This window comes from Stenotrophomonas veracruzanensis, assembly GCF_032911525.1.
GTDB classification, from domain to species: Bacteria; Pseudomonadota; Gammaproteobacteria; order Xanthomonadales; family Xanthomonadaceae; genus Stenotrophomonas; species Stenotrophomonas africana.
Window position 1 is genome coordinate 59,222 of record NZ_JAWJTI010000016.1, and the last position, 16,205, is coordinate 75,426.

The following is a 16,205-nucleotide window of genomic DNA, read 5'->3' on the forward strand; positions in this document are numbered from 1 at the left end:
TCGGTGGGTGTCGACCTTGGTCGACACGGTAGATCCACGCCATGCGTGGATGCGGAGCGAAGCGATCCGCTTTCGCTTTTGATCTTCTTTTTCTTTTCCGTGGTGGACGCACACGGAAACTGTCCGTGGTCGGGCGGTGTGGGTTGTGCAGGGGTGTCTGCGGCATGGATGCCGCGGACAAGCCCCCATGGATGGGTTTACGGCGTCCCCTGCGCAGCCCACACCGCCCGGCCAGATCCCGTATCAATGCACTCGCCCACCATGAGGGGCTGCGCCGTTGGCTGGAAACCTAGATCGGTGCCAGTGCAGTGAACGGTGCCCACGGCAGGTTGCGCAGCAGCGCATACCCGGGCAGCACCCAGAGCCAGAACACGGGATTGGCCAGCACCCGCATCAGCGGATCGAGCACGCGCGGGCGGATGCCGGCGATGTTCAGCAGCATCAGCAACAGGAACGGAAGGCTGATGACCAGCAGCGGGTTCATCGCCATCGCGCCGGGCAGGTCGAAGTGGACCAGGGAATACAGGCAGCGCGTGCTGCCACAGCCCGGGCAATACAGGCCGGTCACGGCGTACAGCGGGCAGCTCGGCAATGGATTGCCGGCGACATACGGATTGACGTTGCGCAGGACCACCGCGGCACCCACGGCCAGGCCGGCGGAAACCAGCAGCGGCGCCCATCGGGCGAGTCGGGAACGAGCGGGAAGCGCGGACATGCGACAACGGATCCGGCGCAGGCGCCGGATCCGTCCAGACGTATCAGTAGCCGCTGTTGCTCATCGCGCCCATGCCGCCGAGCACAACGAAGAACAGCACGTACAGCACGACCACGACGACCCAGGCGATGGCCGACCAGATGGCCCACTTCTTGGCCTTGGCGGCGGAGTCCTGGGCGCCGGCGATGTCGCCAGCGGCCAGCTTGCCATTGACCTGGGCGGCGTAGACGATCGACACGATGCCGGCCGGCAGGCAGCAGAACAGGGTGGACAGGATCGCCCAGACCAGGTTGTTCGGGACCTGCGGAGTCGCAGTATTCATGGGTTCAAGCTCCTTGATGGGTGGTGGTGGTAAATCATTGGTCGGAAAGAGCGCCCAGTACGGCCAAGCCGCCGAACAGCCCGAACCACAACAGCAACAGGACCGGCAGGCCCACGGCCGAAGCCACCGCCCACCAGCCCGCCTTGCGCGACGCACTGTAGGCCCCCGGCAGGTCGCCGGCCGCGCGGCGGCCATCGACCTGGGAGGCATAGACGATCGACACCACGCCCAACGGCAGGCAGCAGAACAGCGTCGTCAGGATCGCCCAGACCAGATGGTTGGGGATGTAAACCGGACGGCTGAGCGGTGGTGGCTGATTCAAAGCAAGACTCCATTCCTTGGTGGCCAGCCGTGATGTATCGGCCGGACCTCCCCCCTGTGGGTGCGTAATCTACCGCAACCGACGTTGCATGTATGCGTTTACAGTCAAGACATGTCGCGTACGTCACCGGACGGTGGCCTATGCGGGGGAGGCTGCCGGGCCCGCCTGGCGGGCCGGGTCCGTCAGGCGTGATCGCCGCGCAGGGCCCGCACCTGGGCCTCCAGCACCGCGGCGCTGGTGCTGTGGCCATCCACGGCCGGTGCCGCCACCACCTCGACGGTGGCGCGGAAACGGCGCGGCACGCGCATGCGGCCAAGGCGGCTGTCGCGACGGCTCCACATGCTGGACCACATGCCGCGCAGCGCCATCGGCACTACCGGCACCGGCCGCCGTTCGAGGATCTTCTCGACACCGGACTTGAACGGCGCCATCGCGCCATCCTTGGTCAGCGCGCCTTCCGGGAAAATGCAGACCAGCTCGCCTTCGGCCAGCGCGGCGTCGATCTCGTCGAACGCGCGCTGCATCAGCGCCGGGTCTTCGCGCGCACCGGCGATCGGGATCGCCTTGGCGGTACGGAAGATCCAGCGCATCACCGGGATGTTGAAGATCCTGTAGTACATGACGAAGCGCACCGGGCGCGGAATCGTCGCCGACAGGATCAGTGCGTCCATGTAGCTGACATGGTTGCAGACCAGCAGCGCGGCGCCCTCGTCGGGCACGTTCGCTTCGATGCCGTGCGGGCGCAGGCGGTACAGGGTGCGCACCATCAGCCAGCTGAGGAAGCGCATCAGGAATTCGGGGACGATGGTGAAGATGTAGATCGCCACCAGTGCGTTGGCGATGGCCAGCGCCAGGAACTGCTGCGGAATGCTCCAGTGCAGCAGCTTGTGCGCGGCCAGTGACAACAGGGCTGCGCCGACGATGAAGCCGGAGTTCTGGATGTTCAGTGCGGCGAACACGCGCGACATCTGCGCCTTCGGTGTGCGGCTCTGGATCAGCGCGAACAGCGGCACCACGAAGATGCCGGTGAACAGACCGATGCCGATCAGGTCGATGACGATGCGGATGCTGCCGGGCTGCTGCAGGAAGGTGCCGATGGTCAGCCCGTGCACCGTCGCCTCGCCGCTGCGGGCGAAGTACAGGTCGAGCAGGAACGCGGTCATGCCGAATGCACCCAGCGGCACCAGGCCGATCTCCACCGTGCGCGCCGACAGCTTCTCGCACAGCAGCGAGCCAACGCCGGTGCCGACCGAGAACAGGGCCAGCGCGAAGATGTACAGGGTCGGTTCGCCGCCGAGGTTGGTCACCGCATAGGCCGGCAGCTGCGAGGTCAGCACGGTGCCGACGAACCAGAACCAGGATACGCCCAGGATTGAATTGCGCACTGCCTTCTGCTGGCGCGCCATGCGCAGCACCGCCAGCGATTCGGGCAGCGGGTTCCAGTTGATTTTCAGGTCCGGGTCGCCGGCGTCGACCTTGGGAATCAGGCGCGCGGCGACGTTGCCGCAGATCGCCAGGCCGATGATCGCGCAGGCCGCCACCACCGTGCCGTGGCTGCCGGCCACGGTGAACACCAGTCCGCCGACGATCATGCCGGACAGGATCGACATCGAAGTGCCCATTTCAACCAGGCCGTTGCCGCCGGTCAGCTCTTCGGGCTTGAGCACCGAGGGCAGCACCGAGTACTTCACCGGGCCGAACAGCGTGGATTGCATGCCAGTGCAGAACAGGGCGACCAGCAGCACCGGCAGGCTCTGGGTGAGGAAGCCGGTGGCCGCCAGCGACATGATCACGATCTCCATGGTGGTGGTGATCACGATCAGCCGAGACTTTTCCAGTTTGTCGGCGATCTGCCCGGCCAATGCCGAGAACAGGAAGTACGGCAGGATGAAGATGGCCGGCGCCAGCGTGGCATACAGCCCCAGTTCTTCCTCTGGCACGGCCATGAACAGCAACATGCTGATGATCGCCTGCCGGTACACGTTGTCGTTGAACGCACCGAGCGCCTGCACGACGAAGAACGGCAGGAAACGGCGCTGGCGCAGCAGGGCGAACTGGTTGTGACCGGACATGGGGCCTCCTTGACCGGCGCAGCCTAGCATTCCTGCCCATCTGCTGTGGGTGCGGACCTGTGGGTGCGGACCGTTGGTCCGCACCCGTTGAAAGATCTCAGATGATGTCGTCGACCACGCCGCCATCCACGCGCAGTGCTGCGCCGGAGGTGGCCGAAGCCTGCGGCGAGGCCAGGTACACCACCATGTTGGCCACTTCCTCGACCGTGGCGGTGCGCTGGATCACCGAAGACGGCCGGTGTGCCATCACGAACTCGCGGCCGATCTGCTCCAGTGGCTTGCCGCTGCGCTGGCGTTCATCTTCGAACATCGCCGCGAAACCGTCGGACAGGGTCGGGCCGGGCAGCACCGCGTTGACGGTGACGCCACTGCCGGCCACGCGCTTGGCCAGGCCGCGCGACAGCGACAGCTGCGCGGTCTTGCTGACACCGTAATGGATCATGTCGGCGGGAATGTTGCGTGCCGATTCGGAGGAGATGAACAGCACGCGACCCCAGCCGGCATCGACCATCGCCGGCAGCAGTGCCCGCGACAGGCGCACGCCGGACATCACGTTGGTCTGCCAGTAGCGCTCCCAGGTGGCATCGTCGGTCTCGAAGAAGTCCTCCGGGCCGAATATGCCGGCGTTGTTGACCAGGATGTCGACCTGGGGCAGGCCCGCCAGCAGCGTGTCCACGCCGGCCGCATCGGAGAGGTCGGCGGCGACGCCGATCACCTCGGCACCCGGAACGGCGGCGAGCAGGCGCTGGCGGGCGCGTTCGACACTGTCGGTGCTGCGGCCATTGAGAATGACCCGCGCACCTGCGATGGCCAGGCCCTGGGCGATCGCCAGGCCGATGCCGGCGGTGGAGGCGGTGACCAGCGCGGTGCGGCCGGCGAGTTCGATCTTCATGCGGGAATCCGGAGCAGGGGATGACCCAGTATCCGCGCAGGCGCGTGATCGGGCTGCAGCGCCAGACGCAACGCGCTGTTGCGCACAGTGCAGTAGATCCACGCCATGCGTGGATGGAACGTCCGATCAGCGATCGGGATCAAGTCAGGCTGGTCACCGCCTCATTCGCCGCTGCCCGAACCTTCGGCAGCATCCGCAGCACCAGCGCCATCTGCGTGCGGATCAGCTGCAGCTTCGGCGGCATCGCCTCGTCGATCTGCTCCAGCTCGGCCGCCACCGCGCGGTCGGCGTCGTTGTCGTCCTCACTGACCGGTTGCCGTGCGGTCAGGGCCGAGGCCAGCTGCTGCAGCGCCTTGCGTACGCGCTCACCGGCGGCCAGCGCCAGCGGATCGCCGGCGTAACTGTCCACCTGGTCGCGGTGCGCACCCAGCGCCGAAAGATGGCCGAGCAGCATGTTGGACAACGCCAGGAAATGGAAACCGGCATCGAGGTTGCGGCGCACGTGGCCCGGCTCGCGCAGCATGTTCGACAGCGCGGTGGACAACGCGGCATCGGCGTTGTGCATGTCGCGGCGGGCGATGCGGTAGGCCAGGTCATCGCGCATGCCACTGCGGTACTGACCCAGCACCGAATCCAGGTAGCGCGCGGCGGTGTCCAGCACGCGCGCCAGCACCAGGTGCAGCTGGCGGCCCTGCCAGTCGGGCAGGATCAGGAACGCGGCGGCAGCGGCGATCGCGCAGCCCAGCAGCGTATCGACCATGCGCGGCACGATCAGCACGAAGCCATCACCGATCAGGTTGAAACAGGTCAGGGCCATCACCGTGATCGCCGCCGACGCCACCAGATAGCGGTCGGTGCGGGTGAAGAAGAACAACAGCGCCGACAGCAGCGCGATGAGCAGTTGCACGTGCAGTTGCGGGAACAGCTGCAGCAGCGCCCAGGTCAGTACCAGGCCGGCCACGGTGCCGACGATGCGTTGCGCCAGGCGCTGGCGGGTGGCACCGAAGTTGGGGCGGCACACGAATACGATGGTCAGCAGCACCCATGAGCCGTTCTGGGCATTGAACAGCCGGATCGCCGCGAAACCGGCGATCAGCGCCAATGCCATGCGCAGGCCGTGGCGGAACAGGACCGATCCGGGCGTGAGCTGCTGGCGCACGCGCACGCCCATCTCGCGCAGGGTGTGCGGGTTGCTGTCGCGCAGGCGCGTATCGACGTTGTCCAAGCTGGCTTCGGAGCGCTCCGCATCCAGCAGGCGGCGCTCGATGCTGCGCAGGTTGTGCACCAGCAGGTCCAGCGAGCCAAGCAGTCGCTGCCACTGCGGCCGCTGCTGGTCGCGCAGGTAGGCGAGCGCATCGGCCAGGTCGCGTCCGGCCTGCTGGTTGCTTTCGCCATACACGAACGGACGGCGCAGGCGGATCGCCTCGCCCAGCCGCGCGCAGGCCTGGCCCTGCAGGTCGAGCAGGCGCTGGCAGCGGTACAGCACATCGCTGTGGAAGAAGGCATCGACCAGCGCACCGTACGGGTAGTGCGAGGAGCTGGCACGCTCGTGGAAATCCTGTGCCATGTAATAGAGGCGCAGGTACAGGCCGGAGTTCACGCCGGGCCGTCCGGAGCGGCCGAAGCGGGCGAGAATCGCGGCCTTGGCCTCGTTCAATGCACCGACCACGCGCCGGTTCTGCTCGGCCAGGTCGAGCTGGCGACGTTGCAGATCGGCCTCGCGCACCGGCTCGAACAGTGTTGCCTTCAACTGCAGGTAGCGGCCCAGTTCAACGTACAGGCGCGCCACGCGTTCGCGAACCGGACGGTTGGCGAACAGTGCGGTCCACAGGATCGACAGCAGGCCGTACCAGACCGCACCGGCCAGCAGATGGCTGACCGCGTCCAGCGCGCTGTGCAGGTCGCTGGCGCCATGCTGCTCCAGCCCGATCATGGTGTAGATCGCCAGCGTTACGGTGGCCTGGGCGATCGACGCATAGCGCTCGCCGAGCGCACCCAGCAGGGTCAGCCCGAACGTGGACAGCGCCAGCGCACCGATGAAGATCCATGGCCAGGGGAACAGCCAGATCACCGAGGCGGCGGCGAGGCAGAAGCACAGCAGCGACAGCAATACCGCCTTGGTACGGCCCCACCAGTTGTCATCGGTCTCGGCGATGGCGCTGGCGATGATGCCGAGGAACACGCCGGGCAGGGCGGTGAGCGCATCCAGCTGCCAGCACACGGCAAGCGCTGCGGTCAGGGCGATGAACACACGCAGGCCGTAACTGGCCTTTTCGTGGGCCCAGAGGCGGCTGAGGCGGGATTCGCGGGCGGACATGCAGGCTCGGTGGAAGGGTCTTCCACCATTATTGCGGGCTGCGCGTGAAATATGGAGTGCGGACCAACGGTCTGCACCCACCGTCCGCACCCACGGTAGTGCCGGCCGCTGGCCGGCAGATTCGCGGTAAGGAGAAAGCCGGCCAGCGCCCGGCTCTACCCGTAGAACCACGCCATGCGTGATGGGCCCTTCTACGCCCGCTGTGCGCGCTTGAGCAGCTTCGCTTCGCGCTTGCGCGCGCGACGCGCCCGCCAGCGCTCGGCCAGGCAGGAGAAGATCACGTACAGCGCCGGCGTGCTGAGCAGGGTCAGGCTCTGCGAGAACAGCAGGCCGCCGATCATCGCGATGCCCAGCGGGCGACGCAGTTCGGACCCTTCACCCAGGCCGATCGCCAGCGGCACCGCCGCCAGGATCGCCACCATCGTGGTCATCATGATCGGGCGGAAGCGCACGATGCTGGCCTCGCGCGCAGCATCGCGTGGTGCCAGGCCATGCTCGCGCTGCGCGACCAGCGCGAAGTCGATCATCATGATCGCGTTCTTCTTGACGATGCCGATCAGCAGTACCAGGGCGATCATCGAGATCACCGACAGCTCGGTGTTGGTGCCAAACAACGCCAGCAACGCACCGACGCCCGCCGCCGGCAGTGTGGACAGGATGGTGACTGGATGGATCAGGCTCTCGTAGAGCATGCCCAGCACCAGGTACACGGTCAGGATCGCGGCGAACACCAGGATCAGCATGTCGCTGGGATCGGAGTTGAAGCCGAAGCCCGCGTCGTCGGCCAGGCGGATGTCGCCGGGCATGCGCATGCCGGCCACCGTCGCGTCGATGATTGCCTTGGCCTCACCCATGCTCACGTTCGGAGCCAGGTTGTAGCTGAGGTCCATCGTCGTGTATTGGTTTTCGTGGGTGATCTGAGACGGTGCCAGCCCCGGGACCTGGGTGGCCACCGCGGTGATCGGCACCATGTCGCCGTTGCGCGCACGCACGTACACCTCATCCAGTGCCGCCGGGGTGGCGGTCTGCGAAGGCAGCGCATTGACCACCACGCTGTACTGGTTGATGTCCGAATAGATGGTGGAGATCTGGCGCTGGCCGAACGCACCGTACAACGCACCGTCGATGGCGCCGACCGTGATGCCCAGGCGCGCGGCTTTGGCGCGGTCGATCTGGATGTTCTGGCGCAGGCCTGCATTGTCCACGTCGGTGCCGACGTCACGCAGTTTCGGGTTCTTCTTCAGCTCTGTCTGCAGCTTGGGCAACCATTCCTGCAGTGCGGCCAGATCATTACCCTGCAGCGAAATGCGGTACTGCGCGCCCTGGCTGGAACCACCGCCATCGTTGCTGGGCAGATCCTGGATCGCGCGCAGGCGCAGCTGCAGGTCAGGGTAGCGGTCGGCCTTGGCACTCAACCGCGCCAGTGCATGCGCGGTGGTTTCGCGGCGGCCGTCGCTGCGCGACTTCAGCTCGATGTTGAACTGCGCGCTGGAGCCCTGGCGGCCGCTGCCCAGGCGCACACCCACGGTTTTCACCGCTGGGTCGGCCATCAGCATGTCGGTGATGCGGCGCTGGCGGGCGACCATGTCCTCGAAGGACACCGTCGCACTGGAGTTGGCGCGGCCCCAGATCAGGCCGGTGTCCTGCGGCGGGAACGCGCCCTTCTTCACCGCCCCGAACAGGAAGATGGTGACGCCGATCAGGATCAGCGGCGTCAGCGACAGCAGCAGCGCGTGGCGCAGCGAGAAGTCCAGGAACACGGTGTAGATGCGCAGCATGCGCTCGTGGCCGGCATCCAGCCAGCGGCCGAAGCGCGACGGCGGCGCGCTGTGGTCGTGGGCGCTGAGGAAGCGGCTGCACAGCGCCGGGGTCAACGTAAGCGAGACGATCATCGAGACCACGATGGCCGCCACCAGAGTGACGGTGAACTCGCGGAAGAACGCGCCCATCATGCCGCTGGCGAACAGCAGCGGAATGAACACCGCCACCAGCGAGGCGGTGATCGAGACAATGGTGAAGCCGATCTCGCGCGCGCCGGTCAGCGCCGCCTGCATGCGCGGCATGCCCTCGTCGAGGTGGCGCATGATGTTCTCGATCACCACGATCGCATCGTCGACCACGAAGCCGATCGCGATCACCAGCGCCAGCAGGCTCAGGTTGTTCAGGGTAAAGCCCATCACGTACATGACCAGCGCGGCACCGGCCAGCGACAGCGGTACGGTCACCGCAGCGATCAGCGTCGGTGCCAGCCGGCGCAGGAACAGCGCCATGGTCAGCACCACCATCGCCAGGCTGATCAGCAGGGTGATCTGCACCTCGTGCAGCGACGAGCGGATGGTCGGCGTACGGTCGAAGTACGGCGTCATCGTGGTGCCGGGTTGCAGATAATCGCGCAGGGTCGGGATCTGCGCCTTGACCCGGTCCACGGTCTCCACGATGTTGGCGCCGGCGCGGGTGAACACGTACATCACCACGGCTGGTTTGTGGTCGAACCATGCGGCCTGGTAGGCGTCCTGCTGGCCGTCGTAGACGTTGGCGATGTCCTTCAGTCGGATCACCCGGCCGTCGCCCTGGGTCTTGACCACCAGGTCGGCGAAGTCGGCGGCGCGTGCCACCGAATCGTTGGCGATGATCGCGGTGGTGGTGTTGCCATCGCTGAGGAAGCCGGTGGGCGAGGTCACGTTGGCCGCCCGCACGGCATTGCGCAGGTCATCGGCGGTCAGGCCCAGTGCGTTCATCAGGCGCAGGTTGACGTCCACGCGTACCGCCGGCGTCGACGCACCGGCGATATCGACCGAGGCGACGCCGCTGATCTGGCGGATGCGCTGTGCCAGCAGCGAGTCTGCGACGTTGTACAGCTCGTCGGCCGACTGCGTCTGCGAGGTCAGCGCGATGGCGATCACCGGATCGTCGTTCGGGTTCGCCTTCTGGTACATCGGCGAGCCCATGCCCGAGGGCAGGTCGGCCTGTGCCGAGTTGATCGCCGTCTGGACGTCCAGTGCCGCCGAATCGATGTTGTGGCCGCTCTGGAAGATCATGAACACCAGCGAGCTGCCTTCCGAGCTCGACGAGCGCATGCGGTCGATGCCCGGCAGCTGGCCGAGATGGCGTTCCAGCGGTGCGGTGACCGTGGAGGCCATGGTCGCCGCATCGGCACCGGACTGGCTGGCATGCACGAAGATCACCGGGATCTCGATGTTCGGCAGTGCCGATACGCCCAGGCGCAGGTAGCAGATCAGGCCGACCATGAACAGGCCGATGGCCAGCAGCGCGGTGCCGATCGGGCGGCGGATGAAGGGGCCGGACAGGTTCATCGTGCGGCCCACCGCAGCAGCGGGGCGTGGATCATGCCTGCGGCTCCTGCAGCGAACCGTTGCGCAGCGCGCGCTGCTCGCGGCGGCGGGCAAGCCATTCGGAGAAGCGTTCCATGTACAGGTAGATCACCGGCGTGGTGTACAGGGTCACCAGCTGCGACAGCAGCAGGCCGCCGACGATGGCGATACCCAGCGGGCGGCGCAGCTCCGAGCCGATGCCGGTGCCCAGCGCCAGCGGCAGCGCGCCGAGCATTGCCGCAGCGGTAGTCATCATGATCGGGCGGAAGCGCAGCAGGCAGGCGCGGCGGATCGCTTCATGCGCGTTGGCACCGGCGCGGCGCGCCTCGATCGCGAAGTCCACCATCATGATGCCGTTCTTCTTGACGATGCCGATCAGCAGCACGATGCCGACGATGCCGTCCACCGACAGGCTCAGGCCGCACAGCATCAGCGCCAGCAGCGCGCCGACACCCGCCGGCGGCAGCGTGGAGATGATCGTGATCGGGTGGATGTAGCTCTCGTACAGCACGCCCAAAACGATGTAGATCACCACCAGCGAGGCCAGCAGCAGCCACACCACGTCGGTCTGGCTGCCGGTGAACTCGGCGGCCTTGCCGATGAATTCGGCATGCAGATGGGCCGGCATGTCCAGGCTGTCCTTGGTTTCCTGGATGGCACGTACCGCATCGGACAGCGAATAGCCGGGCGCGACGTTGAACGAGACCGTCACCGCCGGCAGCTGCTGCTGGTGGCTGACCAGCAGCGGCGCACTGCTGACCTTGCCTTCGGCCAGTGCCGACAGCGGGATGATGTTGCCGGCGCCGACGGTGATGCCTGTGTTCTGCGCGCCGATGCCGGTGGCGGTCGACGAGTTCGACGAGGTGACCTGGCCGAAGCTGGTGGCGTTGGTGCCGGTCAATGCGCCGGCACCGTTGGACGCCACCGCCAACTGCTCCATCAGCGCCGTGCTGGTGCGGAACTCCGGTGCCACTTCCAGTACCACGCGGTACTGGTTGAGTTCGGTGAAGATGGTCGAGATCTGGCGCTGGCCGAACGCATCGTAGAGCGTGTCGTCGATGGTCTGCATCGGCACGCCCAGCACGCTGGCCTTGTCGCGGTCGATGTTCAGCTCCAGGGCGCGGCCCTGGTTGGACAGGTTGTTGTCCACGTCGGCCAGTTCCGGACGCTTGCGCAGCGCTTCGGTCAGGCGCGTGGCCTGGGTCGCCACCGTTGCCGAATCCACGTCCGACAGCGAGTACTGGTACTCGGTGGCGGCCACGCGGGTATCCAGGGTCACGTCCTGCACCGGCTTCAGGTACAGCGCCACGCCGGGAATGCCGGCCACGGCCTTCTGCAGGCGCGGCAGGATCTCGTCCAGGCCATCGCGCTGGCTGCGCTCCTTCAGCACGATCGACAGCTGGCCCTGGTTGAGCGTGGGGTTCATGCTGCCGGCACCGATGAAGGCCGAAACGCCCGTCACATCCGGATCGTGGCGCAGCGCTTCGGCGACCTGTTTGGTGCGCTGCTCCATCTGCGGGAAGGCGATGTTCTGGTCGGCCTGCACCACGCCGGTGATCAGGCCGGTGTCCTGCTCGGGCAGCAGGCCCTTGGGAATCAGCACATACAGCAGCACGGTCAGCACCAGTGCGGCGCCAGCCACAACCAGGGTCAGTCGCTGGTGGCCCAGCACCCAGTCCAGGCTGTGCTCGTACAGGCCCACGGTGCGCGTCCACAGGTTCTGCTTGCCGGCGGCGGCCGCGCGTTCGTGCGCGTCCTCACCCTCGGGCAGGGCGTCGGGCTTGAGCAGGTAGGCGCACATCATCGGGGTGAGCGTCAGCGAGATCAGCATCGACAGCACCACGGCGATGCTCAGCACCCAGGCGAACTCGTGGAACAGGCGGCCGGTGACGCCAGGCATCAGCAGCAGCGGCAGGAACACCGCCACCAGCGAGACCGTCAGCGACAGCACAGTGAAGCCGATCTGGCGCGCGCCGATCTCGGCTGCTTCCTTGCCACTCTTGCCCTGCTCGATGTAGCGCACGATGTTCTCGATCATCACGATCGCATCGTCGACCACGAAGCCGGTGGCCACCACCAGCGCCATCAGCGACAGGTTGTCCAGCGACATGCCGGCAAAGGCCATCACCGCGAAGGTGCCGGCCAGCGACAGCGGCACCGCCACCGAGGGAATGATCGTGGCCCACAGCCGGCGCAGGAACACGAAGATCACCGCCACTACCAGGCCGATGGTGAGGATCAGGGTGAACTGCACTTCATGCACCGAGGCGCGGATGGTCTCGGTGCGGTCGTTGAAGATTTCCAGGTGCACGTCGGCCGGCAGCACGCCCTGCAGCTGCGGCAGGATCGCGCGGATGCGCTCGACGGTCTGCACGATGTTGGCACCGGGCTGGCGGCGCACTTCCAGCAGTACGGCCGGCTTGCCATCGGCCCAGGCGGCCAGCTGATCGTTCTCCACGCCATCGATCACCTCGGCCACGTCCGACAGTCGCACCGGGCGACCGTTCTTGTAGCTGATGATGGTGTCGCGATACTCCGCGGCGCTGGCCAGCTGGTCGTTGGTGCCGATGCTGTAGGACTGGGTCTTGCCGTTCAACGACCCCTTCGGCGCATTGACGTTGGCCTGGGTCAGCGCGCTGCGCAGCTGCTCCAGGGTCAGGCCCATGTTCGACAGCTGCGCCGGATTGACCTGGATGCGCACGGCCGGGCGCACGTTGCCGGCGATCGAGACCAGGCCCACGCCCTGCACCTGCGACAGGCGCTGGGCCAGGATCGAGTCGGCGTAATTGTTGACGTCGCGCAGCGGGCGCGTGTCAGAGGTCAGTTTCAGGGTGACGATGGCTGCGTCGGCCGGATTCACCCGGTTGTAGACAGGCTGGTAGGGCAGCGACGAGGGCAGGGTGGCCTGGCGGATCGCCGCCTGCACGTCCTGTGCGGCGATGTCGATGTCGCGGTCCATCGAGAACTGCAGGATGATCGTCGACAACCCGGCCGACGAGTCGGAGGTCATCAGTTCCAGCCCGGAGATCTGCCCGAACTGGCGCTCCAGCGGCGTGGTGACCAGCGACGCCATGGTGGTGGCGTTGGCGCCAGGGTACTGGGTGGTGACCACCAGGCTGGGCGCATCGATTTCCGGCAGCGCCGACACCGGCAGCTTGCGGTAACCCAGGATGCCCAGCAGCAACAGGCCCGCCATCAACAGCGAGGTGGCGATGGGACGGCGGATGAAGATCGTCGAAAAGCCCACGGACTGATCCTTGCTGGCACTTCAATGTCGGCGCCGGCAGGTTCGCCGGCGCGAGGGAGATCAGTGGCCTGCGCTCAGCGCGGGCCACCACCGCGACGGCCACCGCCGCCCGCGTTCTTCTGTTCGGCGGCCTTCAGTTCGGCCTCGGTCGGCGCGGCCGGGGTCTCGCCAGGCTTCAGCGCGTTGACCTTGCTGCCCGGCTTCAGGCGGAACTGGCCTTCACTGACCACCCGCTCGCCGCCCTTCAGGCCTTCGGCGATCTGCACCTGGCTGTCGCCCACTTCCACACCGCTGCGCACGGTCTGCATCTTTACCGTGTTGTCGCCCTGCACGACGTAGACGTACTCGCCGTCCGGGCCACGCAGCACCGCCTGGGTCGGGATGACCACACCACCGGCGATCGTGCGCAGCTGCATGCGCACGTTGACGAACTGGCCCGGCCACAGGCCGTTGTCGGTGTTGTCGAAGATCGCGCGCGCCTTGAACGTGCCGCTGTCGGCGCTGATCAGGTTGTCGACCACATCGAGCTTGCCATCACCTGACAGCACGTGCGAATCGGCACGGTCCAGCGCGGCCACCGGCACCGTGCCGGCGGCCTGCGCCTGGCGCACGTCGCCGAGCTGGCGCTCGGGCAGGTTGAACAGCACGTGGATTGGATGGATCTGGGTCAGGGTGACCAGTGCGGTGCCGGCGTTGACGACGTTGCCTGCATCGACGGCACGGATGCCGGCGATGCCGGAGATCGGTGCGGTGACCTTGGTGTACTGCAGCTGCACCTGCGCCGAGCGCATGCTGGCCTCGTTCGCCGCGACTGCGCTTTCGTACTGTGCCACTTGGTTTCGCTGTGTATCAAGATCGGTCTTGGCGACGTACTGGCGATACTCCGGCGCGTTCGAGCGCTGGAAGTTGGAGCGCGCGGTGGCCAGCAGGGCTTCGTTCTGGCGCTTGGCCGCGGCGGCCTGGTCATAGCTGGCCTGCGCGGTGCGCGGATCGATCACCGCCAGCACATCCCCCTGCTTCACTTCCTGGCCTTCGCGGAAATTCAGGCTCATCAGCTGGCCGCCGACCTGCGGGCTGACGGTGACGGTATTCATCGCGGTCACCGTGCCCAGCGCGCTGGCATACACCGGCACGTCCTGGCGTGTCGCATCGACCACGGTCACCGGCACCGGGCCGGCATCCGGATCTTCACCGCCCTGGCGCGCACCCGCTGCGGGTTTTCCAGCCTTGTCCTTGCCGCCACCGACGACGCGCAGGCCGACCACGGCCAGTACCAGCACTGCCACGACCAGCAGCACGATCTTCCAAACACGTGACATTACGAGGACTCCGAGAGGGCTGGACCGGGCGGGACGCCGGGGGCAATGCGCAAAGCATACCTGTGCCACATCACGTTTCCTGCATGACGGATGGGACGGGCGCTAAGACCGGATCCGGCGCCGGAGGTTCCCGTGGCGGCGGTGTTGCCCTACATTCAGCCGGAACCCCCTTTGTTGTGGAGATCGCGATGCGCCGTTCGCTGCTGCTGTCCGCCCTGCTGCTGGCCCTGCCGGCCCTCGCCCACGCCCAGGACGGGCAACGCCCCGAGGTGACCGCTGCCGCGCAGCGCCTGCAGGCCAAGGTGGTCGAATGGCGCCGTGACTTTCATCAACACCCGGAGCTGTCCAACCGCGAGGAGCGCACCTCGGCCGAGGTGGCCAAGCGCCTGCGTGCGATGGGACTGAAGCCGAAGACCGGCATCGCCCATCACGGCGTGGTGGCGATCATCGAGGGCGGCAAGCCGGGGCCGAAGATCGCCCTGCGCGCCGACATGGACGCGCTGCCGGTGACCGAGCAGACCGGCCTGCCGTTTGCGTCAAAGGCCACCGCGCAGTACCGCGGGCAGACCGTGGGCGTGATGCACGCCTGCGGCCACGACGCGCACACCGCCACTCTGCTGGGCGTGGCCGAAGCACTGGTGGCGATGAAGAAGGATCTGCCGGGCCAGGTGATGCTGATCTTCCAGCCGTCCGAAGAAGGTGCACCGCCACCGGAGGAGGGCGGCGCTGCGCTGATGCTGAAAGAGGGCCTGTTTGCCGACTTCAAGCCGGAAGCAGTGTTTGGCCTGCATGTGTTCTCCAGCGTGCAGGCCGGGCAGATCGCCGTTCGCGGTGGCCCGCTGATGGCGGCGTCCGATCGTTTCGGCATCAAGGTGATCGGCCGCCAGACGCATGGCTCGGCGCCGTGGAACGGGGTTGATCCGATCGTCGCCACTGCCGATCTGGTTGGCACCGCGCAGACCATCGTCAGCCGTCGCGCCAACCTGTCCAAGCAGCCGGCAGTGCTCACCTTCGGTGCGATCAACGGCGGCATCCGCTACAACATCATTCCCGATGAAGTGGAGATGGTCGGCACCATCCGCACTTTCGATGAAGGCATGCGCCAACAGATCTTCGCCGACCTGCGGAATGTGGCCGAGCACACCGCCGCCGCGCATGGTGCCAAGGCGGTGACCGAGATCTACGAGGCCGATGGCAACCCGGCCACGGTGAACAACCCGGCATTGACCGCGAAGATGCTGCCGAGCCTGCAGGCGGTGGTGGGCAAGGACAACGTCTACGAGCCGCCGCTGCAGATGGGCGCGGAGGATTTCTCGCTGTACGCGAAGGAGGTACCGGGCATGTTCTTCTTCGTCGGCTCCACCAGCGTGGGCATCGACCCGGCGACGGCGCCGGCGAACCATTCGCCGAAGTTCCTGCTGGATGAGAAGGCGCTGGACGTGGGTCTGCGTGCGCTGCTGCAGGTGAGTCTGGATTACCTGCACGGTGCCGGCACCCCGGCGGGGTGAGGGTTTCCGGCAGGGCTTGCAGCCCTGCACCCGCCGAAGCAACGGCAACATCAACGGCAGAAGCGGTGCTGGATTTCTGCTGGTTGGGCGGGGCGGTATGGGCCTGCAGGACACGCCGTAAACCCATCCATGGGGGCTCGATGGCGCCATCCATGGCGC

Annotated in this window: 10 protein-coding genes; 1 reads left to right on the top strand and 9 read right to left on the bottom strand. The window is 66.8% G+C overall.

Translation table 11 applies throughout. The features are described 5' to 3' along the window. Window positions 1-289: 289 nt before the first annotated feature. The 9 genes from R1H25_RS12090 to R1H25_RS12130 form a co-directional block, all read right to left on the bottom strand. The gene (locus tag R1H25_RS12090; protein ID WP_107380644.1) at window positions 290-715 is read right to left on the bottom strand and encodes a DUF2752 domain-containing protein; all 426 of its coding nucleotides are present in this window, start codon (window positions 713-715) and stop codon (window positions 290-292) included. A 43-nt stretch (window positions 716-758) separates the two neighbouring features. Continuing rightward, complete coding sequence (locus R1H25_RS12095; RefSeq protein WP_317223696.1) at window positions 759-1,037, bottom strand: CD225/dispanin family protein; 279 nt, start codon at window positions 1,035-1,037, stop codon at window positions 759-761. 34 nt (window positions 1,038-1,071) lie between these two features. After that, window positions 1,072-1,359 (bottom strand): CD225/dispanin family protein, encoded by a 288-nt coding sequence (locus R1H25_RS12100; RefSeq protein WP_317223697.1) that lies wholly within the window; start codon window positions 1,357-1,359, stop codon window positions 1,072-1,074. Between the two features lie 182 nt (window positions 1,360-1,541). Beyond that, entirely contained in the window at window positions 1,542-3,431 is a 1,890-nt protein-coding gene (locus R1H25_RS12105) for an MFS transporter (RefSeq protein ID WP_317223698.1), read from the bottom strand. A gap of 97 nt (window positions 3,432-3,528) precedes the next feature. Next, window positions 3,529-4,323: an SDR family oxidoreductase gene (locus R1H25_RS12110; protein WP_317223699.1), complete on the bottom strand. Its 795-nt coding sequence runs from the start codon at window positions 4,321-4,323 to the stop codon at window positions 3,529-3,531. A gap of 139 nt (window positions 4,324-4,462) precedes the next feature. After that, on the bottom strand, window positions 4,463-6,640 hold the full coding sequence (gene yccS, locus R1H25_RS12115) for a YccS family putative transporter (RefSeq protein ID WP_317223700.1): 2,178 nt from the start codon (window positions 6,638-6,640) through the stop codon (window positions 4,463-4,465). A gap of 191 nt (window positions 6,641-6,831) precedes the next feature. Continuing rightward, window positions 6,832-9,954, bottom strand: a complete 3,123-nt coding sequence (locus tag R1H25_RS12120; protein WP_049448400.1) for an efflux RND transporter permease subunit — start codon at window positions 9,952-9,954, stop codon at window positions 6,832-6,834. Between the two features lie 31 nt (window positions 9,955-9,985). Next, window positions 9,986-13,219 (bottom strand): efflux RND transporter permease subunit, encoded by a 3,234-nt coding sequence (locus tag R1H25_RS12125; protein WP_049448398.1) that lies wholly within the window; start codon window positions 13,217-13,219, stop codon window positions 9,986-9,988. 74 nt (window positions 13,220-13,293) lie between these two features. Next, on the bottom strand, window positions 13,294-14,538 hold the full coding sequence (locus R1H25_RS12130; RefSeq protein WP_049448397.1) for an efflux RND transporter periplasmic adaptor subunit: 1,245 nt from the start codon (window positions 14,536-14,538) through the stop codon (window positions 13,294-13,296). A gap of 188 nt (window positions 14,539-14,726) precedes the next feature. Between R1H25_RS12130 and R1H25_RS12135 the strand changes: the two genes are divergently transcribed. Then, entirely contained in the window at window positions 14,727-16,046 is a 1,320-nt protein-coding gene (locus tag R1H25_RS12135) for a M20 family metallopeptidase (protein WP_049448466.1), read from the top strand. Window positions 16,047-16,205: the final 159 nt, after the last annotated feature.

Excerpts from the sequence above, each read along its gene's own strand:
- R1H25_RS12110 (WP_317223699.1), bottom strand. The coding sequence starts at position 4,323 with ATGAAGATCGAACTCGCCGGCCGCACCGCGCTGGTCACCGCCTCCACC.
- R1H25_RS12130 (WP_049448397.1), bottom strand. The coding sequence starts at position 14,538 with ATGTCACGTGTTTGGAAGATCGTGCTGCTGGTCGTGGCAGTGCTGGTA.
- R1H25_RS12095 (WP_317223696.1), bottom strand. The coding sequence starts at position 1,037 with ATGAATACTGCGACTCCGCAGGTCCCGAACAACCTGGTCTGGGCGATC.
- R1H25_RS12090 (WP_107380644.1), bottom strand. The coding sequence starts at position 715 with ATGTCCGCGCTTCCCGCTCGTTCCCGACTCGCCCGATGGGCGCCGCTG.
- yccS (WP_317223700.1), bottom strand. The coding sequence starts at position 6,640 with ATGTCCGCCCGCGAATCCCGCCTCAGCCGCCTCTGGGCCCACGAAAAG.
- R1H25_RS12135 (WP_049448466.1), top strand. The coding sequence starts at position 14,727 with ATGCGCCGTTCGCTGCTGCTGTCCGCCCTGCTGCTGGCCCTGCCGGCC.
- R1H25_RS12105 (WP_317223698.1), bottom strand. The coding sequence starts at position 3,431 with ATGTCCGGTCACAACCAGTTCGCCCTGCTGCGCCAGCGCCGTTTCCTG.
- R1H25_RS12120 (WP_049448400.1), bottom strand. The coding sequence starts at position 9,954 with ATGAACCTGTCCGGCCCCTTCATCCGCCGCCCGATCGGCACCGCGCTG.